General features: G+C 68.4%; 17 protein-coding genes. 11 read left to right on the top strand and 6 right to left on the bottom strand.

The features are described 5' to 3' along the window. Nucleotides 1-2 precede the first annotated feature (2 nt). Complete coding sequence (locus tag ABZ863_RS02100; RefSeq protein ID WP_358529894.1) at nucleotides 3-242, bottom strand: hypothetical protein; 240 nt, start codon at nucleotides 240-242, stop codon at nucleotides 3-5. A gap of 117 nt (nucleotides 243-359) precedes the next feature. On the opposite strand from ABZ863_RS02100, the gene ABZ863_RS02095 reads away from it, so the two are divergent. The 4 genes from ABZ863_RS02095 to ABZ863_RS02080 all read left to right on the top strand — a co-directional run bounded on the left by ABZ863_RS02095 (nucleotide 360) and on the right by ABZ863_RS02080 (nucleotide 3,931). Next, entirely contained in the window at nucleotides 360-1,136 is a 777-nt protein-coding gene (locus tag ABZ863_RS02095) for an ESX secretion-associated protein EspG (RefSeq protein ID WP_358529891.1), read from the top strand. A gap of 133 nt (nucleotides 1,137-1,269) precedes the next feature. Continuing rightward, nucleotides 1,270-1,719 (top strand): hypothetical protein, encoded by a 450-nt coding sequence (locus tag ABZ863_RS02090; RefSeq protein WP_358529889.1) that lies wholly within the window; start codon nucleotides 1,270-1,272, stop codon nucleotides 1,717-1,719. 13 nt (nucleotides 1,720-1,732) lie between these two features. Continuing rightward, on the top strand, nucleotides 1,733-2,332 hold the full coding sequence (locus ABZ863_RS02085) for a DUF3558 family protein (protein WP_358529886.1): 600 nt from the start codon (nucleotides 1,733-1,735) through the stop codon (nucleotides 2,330-2,332). Between the two features lie 6 nt (nucleotides 2,333-2,338). Beyond that, nucleotides 2,339-3,931 carry a hypothetical protein gene (locus ABZ863_RS02080; RefSeq protein WP_358529883.1) on the top strand — a complete coding sequence of 531 codons (1,593 nt, stop codon included), beginning with the start codon at nucleotides 2,339-2,341 and terminating at the stop codon, nucleotides 3,929-3,931. 69 nt (nucleotides 3,932-4,000) lie between these two features. Here ABZ863_RS02080 and ABZ863_RS02075 read toward each other — a convergent pair whose 3' ends face one another. The 3 genes from ABZ863_RS02075 to ABZ863_RS02065 are packed head-to-tail and all read right to left on the bottom strand — an operon-like array spanning nucleotide 4,001 to nucleotide 6,611. Then, a complete protein-coding gene (locus ABZ863_RS02075) occupies nucleotides 4,001-4,906 on the bottom strand; it encodes a glycosyltransferase family 2 protein (protein WP_358530489.1) in 906 nt (301 codons plus the stop codon). A 1-nt stretch (nucleotide 4,907) separates the two neighbouring features. Continuing rightward, a complete protein-coding gene (locus ABZ863_RS02070; protein ID WP_358529881.1) occupies nucleotides 4,908-5,714 on the bottom strand; it encodes an ABC transporter ATP-binding protein in 807 nt (268 codons plus the stop codon). Between the two features lie 6 nt (nucleotides 5,715-5,720). Then, nucleotides 5,721-6,611, bottom strand: a complete 891-nt coding sequence (locus ABZ863_RS02065) for an ABC transporter permease (RefSeq protein WP_358529878.1) — start codon at nucleotides 6,609-6,611, stop codon at nucleotides 5,721-5,723. 259 nt (nucleotides 6,612-6,870) lie between these two features. Between ABZ863_RS02065 and ABZ863_RS02060 the strand changes: the two genes are divergently transcribed. Genes ABZ863_RS02060 through pseI form a run of 4 tightly spaced genes read left to right on the top strand, consistent with a single transcriptional unit; the run spans nucleotide 6,871 to nucleotide 9,560 of the window. After that, nucleotides 6,871-7,500, top strand: a complete 630-nt coding sequence (locus tag ABZ863_RS02060) for a hypothetical protein (protein ID WP_358530486.1) — start codon at nucleotides 6,871-6,873, stop codon at nucleotides 7,498-7,500. Between the two features lie 38 nt (nucleotides 7,501-7,538). Beyond that, entirely contained in the window at nucleotides 7,539-8,030 is a 492-nt protein-coding gene (locus ABZ863_RS02055; RefSeq protein WP_358529876.1) for a hypothetical protein, read from the top strand. Continuing rightward, nucleotides 8,023-8,505: a GNAT family N-acetyltransferase gene (locus ABZ863_RS02050; protein WP_358529873.1), complete on the top strand. Its 483-nt coding sequence runs from the start codon at nucleotides 8,023-8,025 to the stop codon at nucleotides 8,503-8,505. The genes ABZ863_RS02055 and ABZ863_RS02050 overlap by 8 nt, the downstream gene beginning before the upstream one ends. A 2-nt stretch (nucleotides 8,506-8,507) precedes the next feature. Further along, nucleotides 8,508-9,560 carry a pseudaminic acid synthase gene (gene pseI, locus ABZ863_RS02045; protein ID WP_358529871.1) on the top strand — a complete coding sequence of 351 codons (1,053 nt, stop codon included), beginning with the start codon at nucleotides 8,508-8,510 and terminating at the stop codon, nucleotides 9,558-9,560. Nucleotides 9,561-9,571: 11 nt separating this feature from the next. Here the strand turns inward: pseI and ABZ863_RS02040 are convergent, their stop codons facing one another. Together ABZ863_RS02040 and pseB are read right to left on the bottom strand one after the other, a co-directional pair. Continuing rightward, the gene (locus tag ABZ863_RS02040) at nucleotides 9,572-10,708 is read right to left on the bottom strand and encodes an aminotransferase class I/II-fold pyridoxal phosphate-dependent enzyme (protein ID WP_358529868.1); all 1,137 of its coding nucleotides are present in this window, start codon (nucleotides 10,706-10,708) and stop codon (nucleotides 9,572-9,574) included. Continuing rightward, nucleotides 10,701-11,684, bottom strand: coding sequence for a UDP-N-acetylglucosamine 4,6-dehydratase (inverting) (gene pseB / locus ABZ863_RS02035; RefSeq protein WP_358529866.1), 984 nt, complete (start codon nucleotides 11,682-11,684; stop codon nucleotides 10,701-10,703). The genes ABZ863_RS02040 and pseB overlap by 8 nt, the downstream gene beginning before the upstream one ends. Before the next feature lie 49 nt (nucleotides 11,685-11,733). Between pseB and ABZ863_RS02030 the strand changes: the two genes are divergently transcribed. The 3 genes from ABZ863_RS02030 to ABZ863_RS02020 are packed head-to-tail and all read left to right on the top strand — an operon-like array spanning nucleotide 11,734 to nucleotide 14,929. Continuing rightward, complete coding sequence (locus ABZ863_RS02030; RefSeq protein ID WP_358529863.1) at nucleotides 11,734-12,468, top strand: glycosyltransferase family protein; 735 nt, start codon at nucleotides 11,734-11,736, stop codon at nucleotides 12,466-12,468. Continuing rightward, entirely contained in the window at nucleotides 12,465-13,433 is a 969-nt protein-coding gene (locus ABZ863_RS02025; protein WP_358529862.1) for a spore coat protein, read from the top strand. The genes ABZ863_RS02030 and ABZ863_RS02025 overlap by 4 nt, the downstream gene beginning before the upstream one ends. Next, nucleotides 13,430-14,929: a hypothetical protein gene (locus ABZ863_RS02020; RefSeq protein ID WP_358529861.1), complete on the top strand. Its 1,500-nt coding sequence runs from the start codon at nucleotides 13,430-13,432 to the stop codon at nucleotides 14,927-14,929. The genes ABZ863_RS02025 and ABZ863_RS02020 overlap by 4 nt, the downstream gene beginning before the upstream one ends. Nucleotides 14,930-14,936: the final 7 nt, after the last annotated feature.

Raw genomic sequence — 14,936 nt, 5'->3', positions numbered from 1 at the left:
GTTCAGTGCAGGCCGAACACCTTTCCCTTGCGCTGGTCGTCGATGTAGGCGACGGCCACGTGAGCGAAGTTGATCTGCAGCGGCACGTCGTCCTTCGTTCGGATGGTCTCCACGGAGCCGTGGTCGAGGTACAGGTGCAGTTGCTTGGTCAGCTCGGGAACGTCCTCCGGGTGCACGGTGAACAGCAACGGCTCGCCACCGCTGACCAGGTGGAGGACAAGGGTCGGTTTCTCATCGGCCATGCCACCACCACAGCAGTCGATGATCGGCGCGGCAAGGCGGGTTCGCTGACAGCGGAGCCCCGATGTGGCTGCTAACGTGCTTGCGGCGACAACACCGGGTATCGGGGGGACAACGGAATGGGGCATTCGTTCTCGCTGTCGTTGGTGGCGGTCGACATACTGCTGGAGCATGTAAAGCTCGGCCGCGCGCCCTTCCCCTTCGACATCCCGCACATCGGCACCACGCATACGCAGCGGGCCCAGGTGCGGGAGGCGGTGTTCCGCGATCTCGAAAGCCGGGGCCTCTTCGGCCGAGGACGTCTCGACCCCGATGCCCAGCTGGTACTGGAGACGTTCGTCCGGTCGCCGGTGGCGATCACGGCCGTCGCGCAGCTCAAGAAGACCGACAGGCTGTTCGCCAGGGCCGCTTCGGATGGCCAGTTCGCGGTGGTCGCCCGCCAGGACGGCAACCTGCTCGTCTTCGATGAGGTCCGGCCGGCGGGTGTCGTTTCGGCGATCGTCGACCTGCTGCCGCTGACCCCTGCGGCACCAGGCCAGTCGGTGACGGTCGCGAAGCCGGCTCCGCGGCGTCCCCGGCACGCTGCGGAGGACGGTGGCTACGACCCGTTCGCGGGCGTCTCGGCGCCCCGGTCGCAGTCGGTGTCGCAGGAGCGTGCGGTCGCCCGGCTGTTCGAGAAGCCGAAGCAGCGGATCGGCCAGTTCACGGCTTTCGTGCAGGGCAGGGAGGGCAAGGAGGCTCCGCTCAGCCCCATCGCCTGGTTCGACACAGAGGACGGCCGCTACTTCTGCAGCCAGCGGGCCGCCGACGACGGGCAACAGTGGCTGACCTACGCCCCCGGCGACAACGCCCGCATAGCCCAGCAGCTATATGCCCAGCTAGAGGGCTATCTGTAGGCGGCGCGGAACCGATCGCACGCTTCGCGACGTCTCATCGCCGTCATGGGGACTTTTCCGTGAACGTCCGTCGCGGTCTGTGCTCGGCTAGTAAACTGCCGTCGGACCGCGCAGGCGATGATGAGGGGTAGCGATGCCGATCGTTTGGGATGAGGGCCAGGAGCCGACTGCCGGCAGAGCCGTCGGCTCGGCGGTCTCCGCGCTCGACGCGAAGGCGATCCAGACGGCAAAACTCGAGTCGGCGAAGCTGCTCAACGCTGCCAATTCTGGCGGTTTCCGCATCAGCCCAGAGGGTGTCGCACCCCTGCAAAAAGCGGTGTTGGATATGCAATCGGGTTTGGTCAGGCTGCAGCAGGGGACTGCTATGGCTCTGTCACAGGCCCCGAAGCTCGGTTCTCATGAATATGGCCATGCGGTCGCCGCGCATGATCAAAAGGGTGCTGTTGACGACGAAAGATCAGCCAGCGTTGTGCTCGAACAGTTTTCGAAGGTGTTGGAGGACGTGCAAAGCGCGCTGACAAAGGCGGTCGAAAACTACAGAGAGGCCGAAGCCGGGGCGGCGGACAGTGTTCGACAGGCCTAGGACATACGTTCTCATGCGAAACCACTTTGACTTCCGGCTGCTCCTCACGGGTGTTCTGGCAGTACTAGCGGCTTCCGCCTGCTCGGCAAGTGAGCCGGGTGCGGCTCAGCCTGCGACGACGGGCAACTCTGCCACTATTGAGACCAGCTCGAGCGCTCCCACGAGTGAGTCCAGTGTTGCTCCAGGTTCTCCCACTGCGCAGCTCGATCCCTGCTCGTTGCTCAGCCCTGGTGAGCTGGCGGAATTCAATACGTTCGAGTTTCAGCCAGGACACGTTCCGGATTACTCGGGAGGCTCGCGGCCCTGTTCTTGGAATACTCCGAGGGAGGCCGGGAACGACGGGATGGCTGTTCTAGTTGCAATTCGCGATTCCCAGAGCGTCGACGAAGTTGATCTTGTCGATAGCCCTGGTGCGACTCCGGTACAGACGGGCACGCTCAATGAGCGCCGGGTTGCGCAGGCCGCGGCACCGGGTATTTGCCTCATCGCGCTTGCCGTGGGCGATGGGGCAAGGGTTGATATCGGGATCAATGGTCCCGGGGTTCCTGATGATGCGTGTCCCGAGACCACAAAGATTGCCGAGATTGTCGAGCCGAAACTGCCTGAGGGGTGAGGCAAGATGACCGATACACCGCCACGTGAGCTGAACAGCCGGGAGTACCTAGGGCTTTCCCTCAACGAGCGGAGCCAGTACCACGAGGCCGGTGGTGCGCCGCCCGAGCTCACGGACGACCAGGTTCGCAGCCTGCCGCCGTCTCAGGTGGGGGATTACTTCCGCGGTCGCGGCGCGACGGACGTCGACGACAACTGGGTCGCTCAGTTCCTCCAGGTGCCGTTCAACGATCTCCGGGCCAACGCGCAGGCGACCGAGGTGCGTGACCAGCAGGTACGCGACCTCTCGTCGGGCGACGTCGAGTACGTGGAGGGCCTGCAGCCGTCGGGCTTCGACTACCAGGGACGCAATCATGGCGAGCTGACCAGTTACGTCTCCACCAATCTCGACCCTGCGCAGGTCACGGAGGTCTCGAACGCGTACCACGATCTGCACACCGCGTTCCAGACGTTCGCCGACGACCTGAAGGACGCTGTCCAGCGCTCGCAGCACGAGTGGGAGGGCGATGCTGCTGACCACGCGCACGGTTACTTCAACAGCCTCGGCACGTGGTCGGATGCGAACTCCCAGAACGCCCAGCTGGCTTCCGAGGTCATGTACCAGCAGTCCGACGCGGCCACGCGCGCCAAGAACAGTATGCCCGAAGAGGTGCCGTTCAGCTGGGACACCGAGATGCAGCGGTGGGGTAGCAACCCCTTCAACATGGTTGAGAACATCAGCCAGAGCATCCAGACCTACCAGCGCAGCCAGGAAGCGCACACCGAGGCCGCGCGGGTGATGACCCAGTACGACGGTGACCTGTTCACGGCAGCGTCGAAGCAGCCGGTGTTCGCCGAGCCGCCGCAGTTCGGCACGGGTACGGGAGAAAGCGGGACTCTGCGGCCGGGCGGCGACGGCATCAACATCCCGTCCGGGCGCACCGATGCCTCGGGCTACACCGGCGGGTCGACCGGCAGTGTCGGGGTTGGGAACATTCCGCCCGGCGGGGGCTCGATTCCGGGTGGTGGTTCCATTCCGGGTGGGGGCTCCGGCGGCAGCAGCTATGGCGGCGGCGGGTACGTGCCGACCCCGTTACCCAATGGCCGCGGCACAGGCGCTGGTTCGGTCCCGACGGGCACCAATCCGTCCGGTTACCGGCCGCCCACGACATCCAGGCCCAGGATGCCCACCGGCGGCACCGGTGGCGGCTTCAATGGCATGGGTGCCGTGCCGGTCGGTGGCATGGCCGGCGGTGGCTTCGGTGGCGGAGGCGGCTCCGACTACAGCAGCAAACTCGGCCGCGGTGGTGCCGGTGGCTTCGGCCCCGGCGGTAGTGCCGCCGCGTCTGGCGCCGCGTCCGGTGCCGGTGCCGGGGCGGCATCCGGCGCGGCCAAGCCCGGTATGGGCCCCATGGGCGGGGCGGCGGCACCCGGTGCTGCCGCCGCGGCAGGCCGGGGCGCCGGTGGTATGGGTGCGGGCGGCATGGGAGCCGGCGCCGGCCGCGGTGGTCAGGGTGGCCAGGACGAAGAACACCAGCGGCCCACCTACCTCGTCGAGGCCGACCCCGACGAGGTGTTCGGTACCAATCAGCGGACTGCGCCGCCGGTCATCGGCGAATAGGCAGAAGAGCCCCCAAGGCCACCTTGGTTGCGTTGAACGCAAACCTTGGTGGCCTTGGGGGCGTTTTGCTCAGTAGCGGAAGAAGCGTTCCTTGCGGCCCTGGCGGACCAGGCGCAGCCACTGCAGGAACGCCTTCGGGTCGCGCTTGACGCCCACGAAGTACAGCCCGAAGCGCAGGACCTCCAGGGCGCCGATCTTGCGCATCCCCGGCTGGGACAGCAGGTAGCCGCGGTTGCGGTAGGTGTAGTACCGCTTGACGTCGTTCTCCGGATCCTGCGCGTGGAACCTGCCGCCCAGCATGGGCTTGAACTCGTCCGAACCGTTCGGGTGCAGGTACGTCGTTCGCAGCGTCGTCCCGAACGGCAGCCCGGAACGGACCAGACGCCGGTGCAGCTCGACCTCGTCGCCCCGGAAGAACAGCCGCAGGTCCGGCACGCCCGTGACCTCGAGCGTCGACGCCCGGAACAGCGCACCGTTCATCAGCGATGCGATACCCGGCAGGAAGTCGGTGCCCAGCTCGGCAGAGGAACGCTTCCACGTCAGGCCCCGGCGCAGCGGGAACGCCAGCCGGTCCGGTGCATCGATGCTGGCCACCACGGGGGAGACCTCGGCGAGACCGCGCTGCTGGGCTTCGTCCAGCAGGATCGCCAGCACGTTCTCGTCCGCCGGCCTGCCGTCGTCGTCGGCCAGCCACACCCACTCCGCGCCCAGTGCGAGTGCATGCAGCATCCCGAGCGCGAAGCCACCCGCGCCGCCCAGGTTGCGGTGCGACGGTAGGTAGGTGACAGGCAGCGAGTAGGCCTCGACGACCTCACGGGCCGACTGGTCGGGACCGTTGTCCACCACGATGAGGTGGTCGACGGGTCGCGTCTGTGCCTCGATCACCTTCAGCGAGTCGGCGAGCAGGTCGCGCCGGTGCCGCGTCACGACGACGGCGACAACGGCGCCTTCCTGCAACGGCTGCTGCTCGGCCACCTCAGTCACCGCTCATTGCCGGTGCTTCACCGAGGCGTTCGAGGGTCTCCTGGCTGACGTTCTCGAAGGGGTCCCTGCCCTTGTAGGCGGTCAGCACCTCGCGCAGCGAGCCCTGCATCCTCATCCGGCCCTCGTCCATCCAGACGGCGGAGGTGCACAGTTCCAACAGCAGATCGTCCTGGTGCGAGGCGAAGACCAGCAGGCCGGAGCGCCGTACCAGGTCCACGAGGCGGTCGCGGGCCTTGTTGAGGAACGCGGCGTCGACGGCGCCGATGCCCTCGTCGAGCAGCAGGATCTCCGGGTCGATCGAGGTCACCACGCCGAGCGCCAGCCGCACCCGCATACCGGTCGAGTACGTGCGCAGCGGCATCGACAGGTAGTCGCCGAGCTCGGTGAAGTCGGCGATGTCGTCGATCCGCTTCTCCATCTGCTTGCGGGTCATCCCCAGGTACAGACCGCGGATCACGATGTTCTCGTAGCCGGAGATCTCCTGGTCCATGCCGACGCCGAGGTCGAACACCGGCGCCACCCGGCCGCGGATCCTGGCCGTGCCCCTGGTGGGCTCGTAGATGCCGGAGAGCAGGCGCAGCAGCGTGGACTTGCCCGCACCGTTGTGGCCGACCAGGCCAATGCGGTCGCCGCTCTCCACCGACAGCGTGATGTCGTGCAGCGCCTCGATGATCGGCACCTTGCTCGAGGTGCCGATCTTGCCGCCGACCTTGCCGAGCACCTTCTTCTTCAGCGAACGGGTCTTCGCGTCGAAGATGGGGAAGTCGACGGACGCGTTCCGGACGTCAATGCTGATCATCAGTCGTCACACCCAATACGAGACGCGAGCACGGTAGTTGCGCATTACGACCAGCGCGAGAATCCAGCCGACAACAGCGAAACCACCGACCACCGCCCAGTGGTGCCAGCTCTGCACGTTGCCGATCAGCGGCGCACGCAGGATCTGCACGAAGTGGTACAGCGGGTTCAGCTCGGCGATGAGGTGCCGCCAGTTCGCCGCCTCGCCGAAGCGCTGCTGCAGGAGGTCGGTGGACCAGACGATCGGCGTGAGGAAGAACAGCAGGTTCACGAGGCTGGTGACGACCTGCGGGATGTCGCGGAACCGGGTCGACACGATGCCGAACAGCAGCACCACCCACCCGCCGTTGATGGCCAGCAGTACGAACGCGGGAATCGCGAGCAGCGCGCTCCAGCTCAGCCCCGGCTGCGGCGGCCCACCGTCGGTGATCACATACCCCGGCGTGCTCAGCGGTCCCCAGAAGATCGCCACCACGACCAAATAGATGATCATGTTGTGGAGGAACATGATGCTCTGCCGCCACACGGTCCGCAGCACGTACACCGACAGCGGCGCGGGCAGGTGTTTGATCAGGCCCTCGTTGGCGATGAAGGTGTCCGTGCCCTCCGTCAGGCAGCCGAGCATGAAGTACCAGGCGATGAAGCCGACCGTGACGTAGGGCAGGAACGTGGCCACGGGCGCGCCGAACAACTGTGAGTAGAGCAGGCCGAGACCGAGCGCGGTGATGCCCATACTCAGCGTGATCCACAGTGGGCCGAGGACGGAGCGGCGGTACCGCTGCTTGATGTCCTGCCAGCCAAGATGGCTCCACAACTCACGCTGCCGTACCCCCTCACTGAGGTCGGCGAACGCGCGGCGCAACGACCGGCTCTCCAGTGCGGTTGCTGCCGGTGTCATCGCGGGAGTTTCTCTGGCGTCGACGGTGCTTGTGGCTTGCACGAGATACGACTGTACTGGCGTCCGGTGACGGCGAGCGCGCGTGTCTGCCTCAACCCGCGGTACTCGTGGTGACAAGGCAATCTTCGGACGAGCATGTCGCCACGCTAGGCCAACCGGGTGTGTGTGCGCTGGGCTGCTGCGCGTGTACCCGTCGCGTGCTGGGGGTGTCCTGCTAGCTTCCGTTGACATGGATAGTGGTGTCCGGGCGGCGGGTCTGCTGGTGAGCATGCTCCAGGCGTACGCGGACCAGCCCGACCCGCGATCGGTCGCCGTTGTGGGCAACCAGCCCCTGGAACCCGACGAGCGTCGCGCCAAGACCATCGACAGCTGTGACCTGGTCTTCCGCGTCAACGGGTTCGTGTGTGACGAGCCCGATACCCAACCGGCCGTAGGCACCCGGACACATGTCGTGGTGTTCAACCGTGCGCTGCGAGCGACGAAATGGGTTTTCGAGGACTACCCTTCGCGGCTGTACCTGCTCGTCGAACCGGGCAGGTTGCACTGGGAGCCCGAGAACATCCCGCAGTGGTGGCCTTCGGATCTTGGCTTTCTGCCGGTGTCCAACCGTGAGGTGACGCTTCCGCTGTCGGAAGCGCTCGGTCTGTCCACGCGAACCGACGGGACCTGGGCGACAACGGGCACGATGGCCGCGTGGATCGCGCGGACGGCGTTCCCCGACGCGGACCTCGTACTGTCCGGCTTCTCCTTCATCGACAACCCGCACCAGACGTCCTGGCAGCACGCGGCCGGCGATTCGTGCATTGTGGGACCCGAGCACCAGATCGCGGCGGAGGGCAGGTTGCTGGAGTCCTGGAGCAGGACCGGCAAGACCACACTCCTCCGCTGACCCGAGCCGATCCCCGCTAGCCGAAGGAAAACGTGCCGATGGCGTCTGTGAACCCGTTGAGAGCGCTCCGTGCCAGTGTCGCCGCGAGGCTGGTCCGGCTCATCGACTACCGCGTCAACGAGCGCATTCGCGGGGAGATCCGCGGGGACATCCACCGACTCGGTGCCCAGGACGAGCGCGCCGACGAGCGCCTGACCGAACAGGAACACTGCACGGTCGACCACCGGCGCAGGCTCGACGCGCTGGAGGAGGGCCTCGAGAAGGTTCGTGGCGACCTGCGCTGGACGACCGGCGAGGTGGAACGGCTGATCCCGCACGTGGCGGCGCAGGAGGCGCGGCTGGAGGACCTGCGTGCCAAGCTCGCGCTCGCCCCGCCCGCCGGCAAACCGCAGCTGGTCGAGGCGCGTTCGCTCATCGAGGAGGTGCAGCGCCAGCACGCCCAGATCCGGGTGCGGCTGACCGGCATCGCCCGTTACGAGGAGCGGCTGCGCAAACTCGAGGAGCAGGTGGGCGTCAGCGCCGGTGAATGAGAGCCTGTGCCGGGGTGTGACGGTCCGGGAGGCGACCGAGCGAGATGCCGAGCTGTTACTCGGCTGGCGTAACGACCCGGATACCCGCCGCTGGTCCCGCAGCACCGAAGCCGTCGAGCCCGCGCAGCATCTGCGCTGGTTGCGGGGCGTGCTGGACTCACCGGACCGCCTGCTGTTCGTGGCCGAACATGGTGCGGCCGTGGGTACGGTGCGGTTCGACCGTCTGCCCGACGCCGAGCGGACCTGGGAGGTCAGCATCACGGTCGCTCCCGAGCACCGGGGCCGTGGGCTCGCGGGTGCCATCCTGGCGGCCGGTGAGCAGGCACTCCATCGGCTGCATGCCGCGCGCAGCGTGCTGGCCAGCGTTCACGAGGGCAACGCGGCCTCGCTCGCGCTCTTCCACAGGGCCGGCTACGCCGACATGCCGGCGACCGGGCCGTTCCGACTGCTCAGTAAGGCACTGGAGGATCGGTGACCATGTCGACATCCGTCCGCATTGGTGCGCACGAGATCGGGCCTGCGCATCCGCCCTTCGTCATCGCCGAGGTGTCCGGCAACCACAACGGTGACCTCGACCGCGCGCTGGCGATCATCGATGCCGTCGCGGCGTCCGGCGCGCAGGCCGTGAAGCTGCAGACCTACCGCCCGGACACCATCACGATCGACGTCGACGGGCCCGCGTTCCGCCTCAGCGACGACCACGAGCTGTGGGGCGGGCAGAATCTCTACCAGCTGTACGAGCGCGCGCACACGCCGTGGGAGTGGCACGAGCCGCTGTTCCGCCGCGCCCGCTCGCATGGGCTGGAGGTGTTCTCCAGCCCGTTCGACCCGACGGCTGTCGAGCTGTTGGAGTCACTCGACGCACCCGCGTACAAGATCGCCTCCTCGGAGATCGTCGACCTGCCGCTGATCGAGCGGTGCGCGCGGACGGGTAAGCCACTCGTGATCTCCACCGGCATGGCGACGGTCGCCGAGATCGACGCCGCGGTGCGCACGGCCCGCGAGGCCGGTAACGACCAGCTCGTGGTTCTGGCCTGCACGGCCAGCTATCCGGCCGCGCCGGAGGAGAGCAACCTGCGCGGGTTGCCGGTGCTGGGCTCGGTGACCGGTGCTGTCGTGGGGCTTTCGGACCACACGCCAGGCCTTGGCGTACCGGTGGCCGCCGTGGCGCTCGGCGCGTGTGCCATCGAGAAGCACGTGACCCTCGCGCGTGCCGACGGCGGTGTGGACTCGGCGTTCTCCCTCGAACCCGCCGAGCTGGCGGCGCTGGTCACGGAGACCAGGCGCGCCTGGGAGGCACTCGGTGCCCCGGTGATCGGCCCGAAGCCGAGCGAGCGCGAGGGCCTGCGGCTGCGGCGTTCACTGTATGTGGTGGACGACGTGCGGGCGGGTGATCCGGTGACCGAGCACAATGTCCGGTCGATCCGGCCCGCCGGTGGGTTGCCGCCTGCGGACATCACCCGCGTCCTCGGCCGGACGTTCCACGTCGATGCCGCGAAAGGTACCGCGCTGACCTGGGACCTGATCTAGTTTTACAATTCCTAACCGCTGAAGAAGGTGCGGACCATGTCGATGACCCGGTCCGCGTTGGCGTCGGTGAGGTCGCCGAAGAGCGGCAACGACAGTTCCTCGGCGTAGAACCGCTCCGCGTTGGGGCACAGGCCACGCCGGTAGCCGAGATCCTCGAACACCGGATGCCAGTACGCGGGGATGTAGTTCACCTGCACTCCGATGCCTGCAGCGCGCAGGTGGTCGAACAGTGCGCGCCGCCTGCCATCGAGCACCCGCAGCGGGTACAGGTGCCACATCGGATCCGCGCCATCCCGCGTCACCGGGGTGCGCACGCCGGCCAGGTCGGCGAAGGCCTTGTCGTAGCGCGCGTGGAGCTCCGCGCGCCGCCGTTTGAACGCCGCGAGCCGCCGCAGCTGGCTGCTGCCCAGCGCGCACAGCACATCCGGCAGCCGGTAGTTGAGCCCGAAGGCGTGCACCTCCTGGTGCCAGCCGCCCTCGTCCGGGTACCGCTGCGCCGCGCGGTCGCGCACCAGCCCGTGGTTGCGAAACGCCCGCGCCCGCTCCAGCAGCTCTGGTAACGCCGTTACCACCGCACCGCCTTCGGCGGTGGTCAGGTTCTTCGTGGCGAAGAACGAGAACGTGGTCAGGTCCGCCAGCGAACCGACCGGCCTGCCCTGCCAGGAGCCGCCGATCGAATGCGCGGCGTCCTCCAGCAGCAGCGCCCCGGCCGAGTCGGCGACCGCACGCAGCGTGTCCAGCTCCGCCGGGTGTCCGGCGTAGTCCACTGCCGCGACGACCTTCGTGCGGGAGGTCACCGCGGCGCGGGCGGCGGCAGGGTCCAGGTTGCCGGTGTCCGGCTCGACGTCGGCGAACACGACCCGCGCGCCGTGCAACGCCGCTGCCGACGCTGTGGCGACGAACGTCAACGGGCTCGTCACCACCTCGACGCCCCGGCCCACGCCCGCCGCGGCGTAGGCCACGTGCAGGGCCGCCGTTCCGGAGGTGACCGCTACGGCCGGCGTGCCGCCGGTGTGCCCGGCGAGCTCCTCCTCGAACCGGACCACCGCGGGGCCGGTGGTCAGCCAGTCGCCGCGCAGAACCTCCGTGACCGCCGCGATGTCCTCCTCAGCGATCGACTGGCGGCCGTACGGCAGGAAGTCACCCATGGTCGGCGATCAGCTTCTGCAACGCCGCTGTGTCGAGCCAGAGATCGTTGGTGTCGGAGCGGTATGCGAAGCCCTCCGGCACCGGCACCCCGCTGTCCGGCGGCTCGTAGCCCCAGCCCGCGATATGCGGCTGCACCACGTAGCGGTCCTCCAGCTGCAGGGTCCGCCGGGCATCGTCCGGCGCGATCATCTCCTCGTGCAGCTTCTCGCCGGGGCGGATGCCGACCTCGTGCATCGGGCTGCCCGGCGCGATCGCCTGCGCCAGGTCCACCAGCCGCATGCTGGGGATGCGCGGCACGTACAGCTCCCCGCCGTGCATCAGGTTGAACGAGTCGACCACGAACTTCACCGCCTGCGGCAGCGTGATCCAGAAGCGGGTCATCTCCTTGTGCGTGATCGGCAGCGACTCACCGCGCTCGGCAAGCGAGCGGAAGAACGGGATCACACTGCCGCGCGAGGCCATCACGTTGCCGTAACGGACCACCGCGAACCGGGCCGGGTGCGTGGCCGCGTAGTGGTTGGCGCTGATGAACATGCGGTCGGCACACAGCTTCGTGGCGCCGTAGAGGTTGATCGGGCTCGACGCCTTGTCGGTGGACAGCGCCACGACCTTCCGCACGCCGGTGTCGATGGCGGCCTCGATGACGTTCTGCGAGCCCACGACATTGGTCTGGACGAACTCGAAGGGGTTGTACTCGCCGGTGTCGACCTGCTTGAGCGCGGCGGCGTGCACGACGTAGTCCACGCCGTGCATCGCGCGCTCCAGCCGGCGCCGGTCGCGCACGTCACCGACGAAGAACCGCAGCCGCGGGTCATTGCCGAACTGTTGGCGCACTTCGTACTGCTTGAGCTCGTCCCGGGAGAGCACGACCAGCCTGCGGGGGTTCAGCTCCGCGAGCGCGTAGGTGAGAAACGCCTTGCCGAAAGAGCCCGTTCCCCCGGTGAGCAGAATGCTCGACCCATCGAGCTCTCCCATTTGTTACCTCCGCGTTGCCGCCAGAACCACTCCGGCCATCATGGCATCCATGCGCGAGCAGGCGGCTGTGAATGTCATCATCCAGGCGAGGATGTCCTCGACGCGGCTGCCCGGGAAGGTACTCCGCCCGCTCGGCGGCCGAAGCGTGCTCGGCTGGGTGGTGCGGGCCGCCGCGGCAACACCCGGGGTCGACGCCGTCGTGGTGGCGACCTCGGATGCCGGTGACGACGATCCCGTCGCCGCCGAGGCTCGGCGCCATGGCGCCGAGGTCGTGCGCGGCCCGCTGGATGATGTGCTCGCCCGGTTCCTGCTGGCGTGTGAACGCCATCCCGCGGACGCCGTGGTGCGGCTCACCGCCGACTGCCCCCTGCACGATCCGCGGCTGATCGCCCAGCTGATCGCATTGTGGCGTGCACAGCCGGAGCTGGACTACGTGAGCAACACTCTCGTCCGGACGCTGCCCCGCGGCTTCGACGCGGAGCTGGTCCGCGTGCCGGTGCTGGTCGAGCAGGGGCACGAGCCACCCGGGCCGCATCGCGAACATGTCACGTCCGGCGTCTACGCCGACCCGGAGCGTTACGCCTGCGCAGGTATCGTGGTCGCGCCCGCGGCAGGCGACCTGCGCGTCACGCTCGACACCGAGCAGGACTGGGCACTGCTGGCTGCCGTGGTCGCCGAGCTGGGTGACCGCATCCCGGACTGGCGGGAGGTCGTGACCCTGCTGCGGCGGCGCCCCGACCTGGTGGTGCTGAACGCGGATGTCGAGCAGAAGGCGGTGCGGTGAGACGGAGACTGCTGCTGCGGGCGGACTCGTCGGCACAGATCGGGGCCGGGCACGTCGCCCGGATGGTCGCACTCGCAGAGGAGGCCGCGGCCCGCGGCTGGCGGGTGGCCTTCGCCGGGGAGATCGCCAACGCCGAGTTCCTCGCCACGCGTTTCGATGAGCTGGGCGTGCCGCGCCTGCCACCGGAGACCACTGCCGACGGCTTCGACGCCATGGTCGTCGACCACTACGGCATCGGTGAGCTGCGTGCGGCGGTGAATGCCGCCGGAGCCGCGCTGGTCTCCTTTGAGGACGGTCCGTTCGGCAGGCGGGCCGCCGACGTCGTTGTGGACTGCGGGTTCGCCGCGGCAGCACGCCCCGCCGACGGCTCCCCGCTCGTGCTCACCGGAGCCTGCTACACCCCGCTGCGCCAGGTCGTCATGGAGGCCCGGCGCAAGCGGCAAGCCCGGGACGGTGTGCCGGAGCCGCCGAGGGTGCTGGTCGTGCTGGGCGGCGGTGGGGTCTGGCAGGACACCGTGTCGGACCTGCTGACCGCCTTGCGGGACACCGGGTCGCCCTGCACCGTCGAGGCTCTGGTGCGTGGTACGCCTGCGCTGCCCGCGGCCGCGGCGGGGCAGCGGTTCCTCGTGTCGCCGCCCGGTCCAGGCCTGCACGACCGACTGGTCGAGACCGATCTGGTCGTGAGCGCCGCGGGAGTCACACTGTTCGAGCTGTGCTGTGTCGGTGTGCCCAGCGCGCTGGTGCGGCTGGTCGACAACCAGGATGCCGGCTACCGCGCCGCGCTGGCACAGGGATTCGCGGTCGGGCTCGGTTCGCCAGGGGCGCTGGAGAACGCCGCGGAAACGTTGCGTGGCCTGCTCGCCGAGCGAGAGGCACTGGAGGGCATGGCAGTGGCGGCATCGGCTGCTGTGGACGGTCAGGGCGCGGCTCGCGTGCTGGACGAGATCGACGGCGTGCTGCGGTGAGCCGCACCACCTGGCTGGTGCTCGGCCTGTTGACGCTGCTGGCCTTCGGTACCTGGGCCGCGTGGTCGTTCACGGTCGACGACGCGTTCATCACCTTCCGCTACAGCGCGAACCTGGCCGAGGGAAACGGTCCGGTGTGGAATGTCGGCGACGATCCGGTCGAGGGCTTCACCAACTTCGCCTGGATGATCTGGCATGCCCTCTTCGTCTCGTTCGGCTTCGATCCGGCGTTGGTGGCGAAGGTGACGTCACTGGTGATCGCCGTTGGCACACTGGCGATGCTGTTGCGCGCCACCGAAGGTGCAGGGCGGATCGTCGCCGGTGCCGCGTACGTGGTGTTCCTGCCGACCTACTTCCACCTCGCCGGCGGGCTGGAGACGGTGGCGTTCGCGGCGGCGGTGCTGCGCATGGCCGCCATCGGGGTCCGGGTGATCGAGGGCAGGCGAGTCTTCGACTGGGAACCGCCGCTGCTGCTGTTGCTGGCAGGGATGCTGCGGCCGGAAGGCCTGCTCGCCGCACTGCCCGGCTTTGTGGTGTGGTTCTGGTACGCGCGGGACGACAGGCTCGTCCGCCTGTACACAGGTATCGCGGCGGTGCTCGGCGTCGGCTACTTCGGCTGGCGCTGGATCTACTACGGCCACCCGCTGCCGAACACGTTCTACGTCAAGTTCGGCAACCTCACGGCGGGATGGGACTGGACCGAGCGGACGCTGCTGCTGTTCGCGCCGCTGCTCGTGCTCACCGTGCTGCTGCTGGTCTGGAAGGATCTGCGGGCCACCGGGCTGCTGCTGTGCTCGACGGTGGTCACCACCTGTGCCACCTATGCCCTGTCCGGGCCGAGCATGGACTACCTGCACCGGTTCGCCTACCACGTCTATCCGGTGCTGTGTCTGGGTGCGGGGCTCGCGGTGGGCGCACTCACCCACCGGTGGCTCACTGCTGCCGTCGGGGTCGCCGCCGTGGGCGGAACGGCCGTGACCGGCGCCATCGCACCCGATCTGCCGGTGATCGCCAACTACGGCGCCGATCTGCGGCGGGCCCACGTCGCCATCGGGCAGGGGCTCGCCGAGACCGGAGTGGACCCCGAGTTCGAGACCCTCGCCGTCGGCGACGCCGGTGCCATCCCGTACTACAGCGGCTGGCGGACGATCGACTACATCGGACTGAACGACGAGGCCATCGCACACGGCGACGATCCGACCGACGTGGTCCGGCAGGCACGCCCCACGGTGGTCATCCTGACGTCGAACAGCGCCGAGGCGCCGGAGGAGCTGTACGGCCTGCGGGCCGCCGAGGCGACGGCGGGGTACACGCACATTGCCGCGGTGCAGATGCGTGCCGGCTACTGGCAGCACGTGTTCGCGGTGCCGGGCTGGGCACCGCAGATCCGCAGCGCGCTGACCCCCGCCGTCGACCAGGCGCAACGCACCCACGACCCCGGCCGCTACGAGCTGACCATCGACCGCTGGCTGGACGGGCTCCGCACTGGGCGTTAGAGCGCTC

The sequence above is a fragment of the Saccharomonospora sp. NPDC046836 genome, from assembly GCF_040645195.1.
Lineage (GTDB): Bacteria > Actinomycetota > Actinomycetes > Mycobacteriales > Pseudonocardiaceae > Prauserella_A.
Note: the sequence above shows the minus strand (reverse complement) of the source record. Positions and strands in the feature narration are given on the sequence as shown.

What these genes read in the sequence shown, in the direction of transcription:
- ABZ863_RS02100 (WP_358529894.1), bottom strand. Translation starts at nt 242, where the DNA reads ATGGCCGATGAGAAACCGACCCTTGTCCTCCACCTGGTCAGCGGTGGC.
- ABZ863_RS02095 (WP_358529891.1), top strand. Translation starts at nt 360, where the DNA reads ATGGGGCATTCGTTCTCGCTGTCGTTGGTGGCGGTCGACATACTGCTG.
- ABZ863_RS02090 (WP_358529889.1), top strand. Translation starts at nt 1,270, where the DNA reads ATGCCGATCGTTTGGGATGAGGGCCAGGAGCCGACTGCCGGCAGAGCC.
- ABZ863_RS02085 (WP_358529886.1), top strand. Translation starts at nt 1,733, where the DNA reads ATGCGAAACCACTTTGACTTCCGGCTGCTCCTCACGGGTGTTCTGGCA.
- ABZ863_RS02080 (WP_358529883.1), top strand. Translation starts at nt 2,339, where the DNA reads ATGACCGATACACCGCCACGTGAGCTGAACAGCCGGGAGTACCTAGGG.
- ABZ863_RS02070 (WP_358529881.1), bottom strand. Translation starts at nt 5,714, where the DNA reads ATGATCAGCATTGACGTCCGGAACGCGTCCGTCGACTTCCCCATCTTC.
- ABZ863_RS02065 (WP_358529878.1), bottom strand. Translation starts at nt 6,611, where the DNA reads ATGACACCGGCAGCAACCGCACTGGAGAGCCGGTCGTTGCGCCGCGCG.
- ABZ863_RS02055 (WP_358529876.1), top strand. Translation starts at nt 7,539, where the DNA reads ATGGCGTCTGTGAACCCGTTGAGAGCGCTCCGTGCCAGTGTCGCCGCG.
- pseI (WP_358529871.1), top strand. Translation starts at nt 8,508, where the DNA reads ATGTCGACATCCGTCCGCATTGGTGCGCACGAGATCGGGCCTGCGCAT.
- ABZ863_RS02040 (WP_358529868.1), bottom strand. Translation starts at nt 10,708, where the DNA reads ATGGGTGACTTCCTGCCGTACGGCCGCCAGTCGATCGCTGAGGAGGAC.
- pseB (WP_358529866.1), bottom strand. Translation starts at nt 11,684, where the DNA reads ATGGGAGAGCTCGATGGGTCGAGCATTCTGCTCACCGGGGGAACGGGC.
- ABZ863_RS02030 (WP_358529863.1), top strand. Translation starts at nt 11,734, where the DNA reads ATGCGCGAGCAGGCGGCTGTGAATGTCATCATCCAGGCGAGGATGTCC.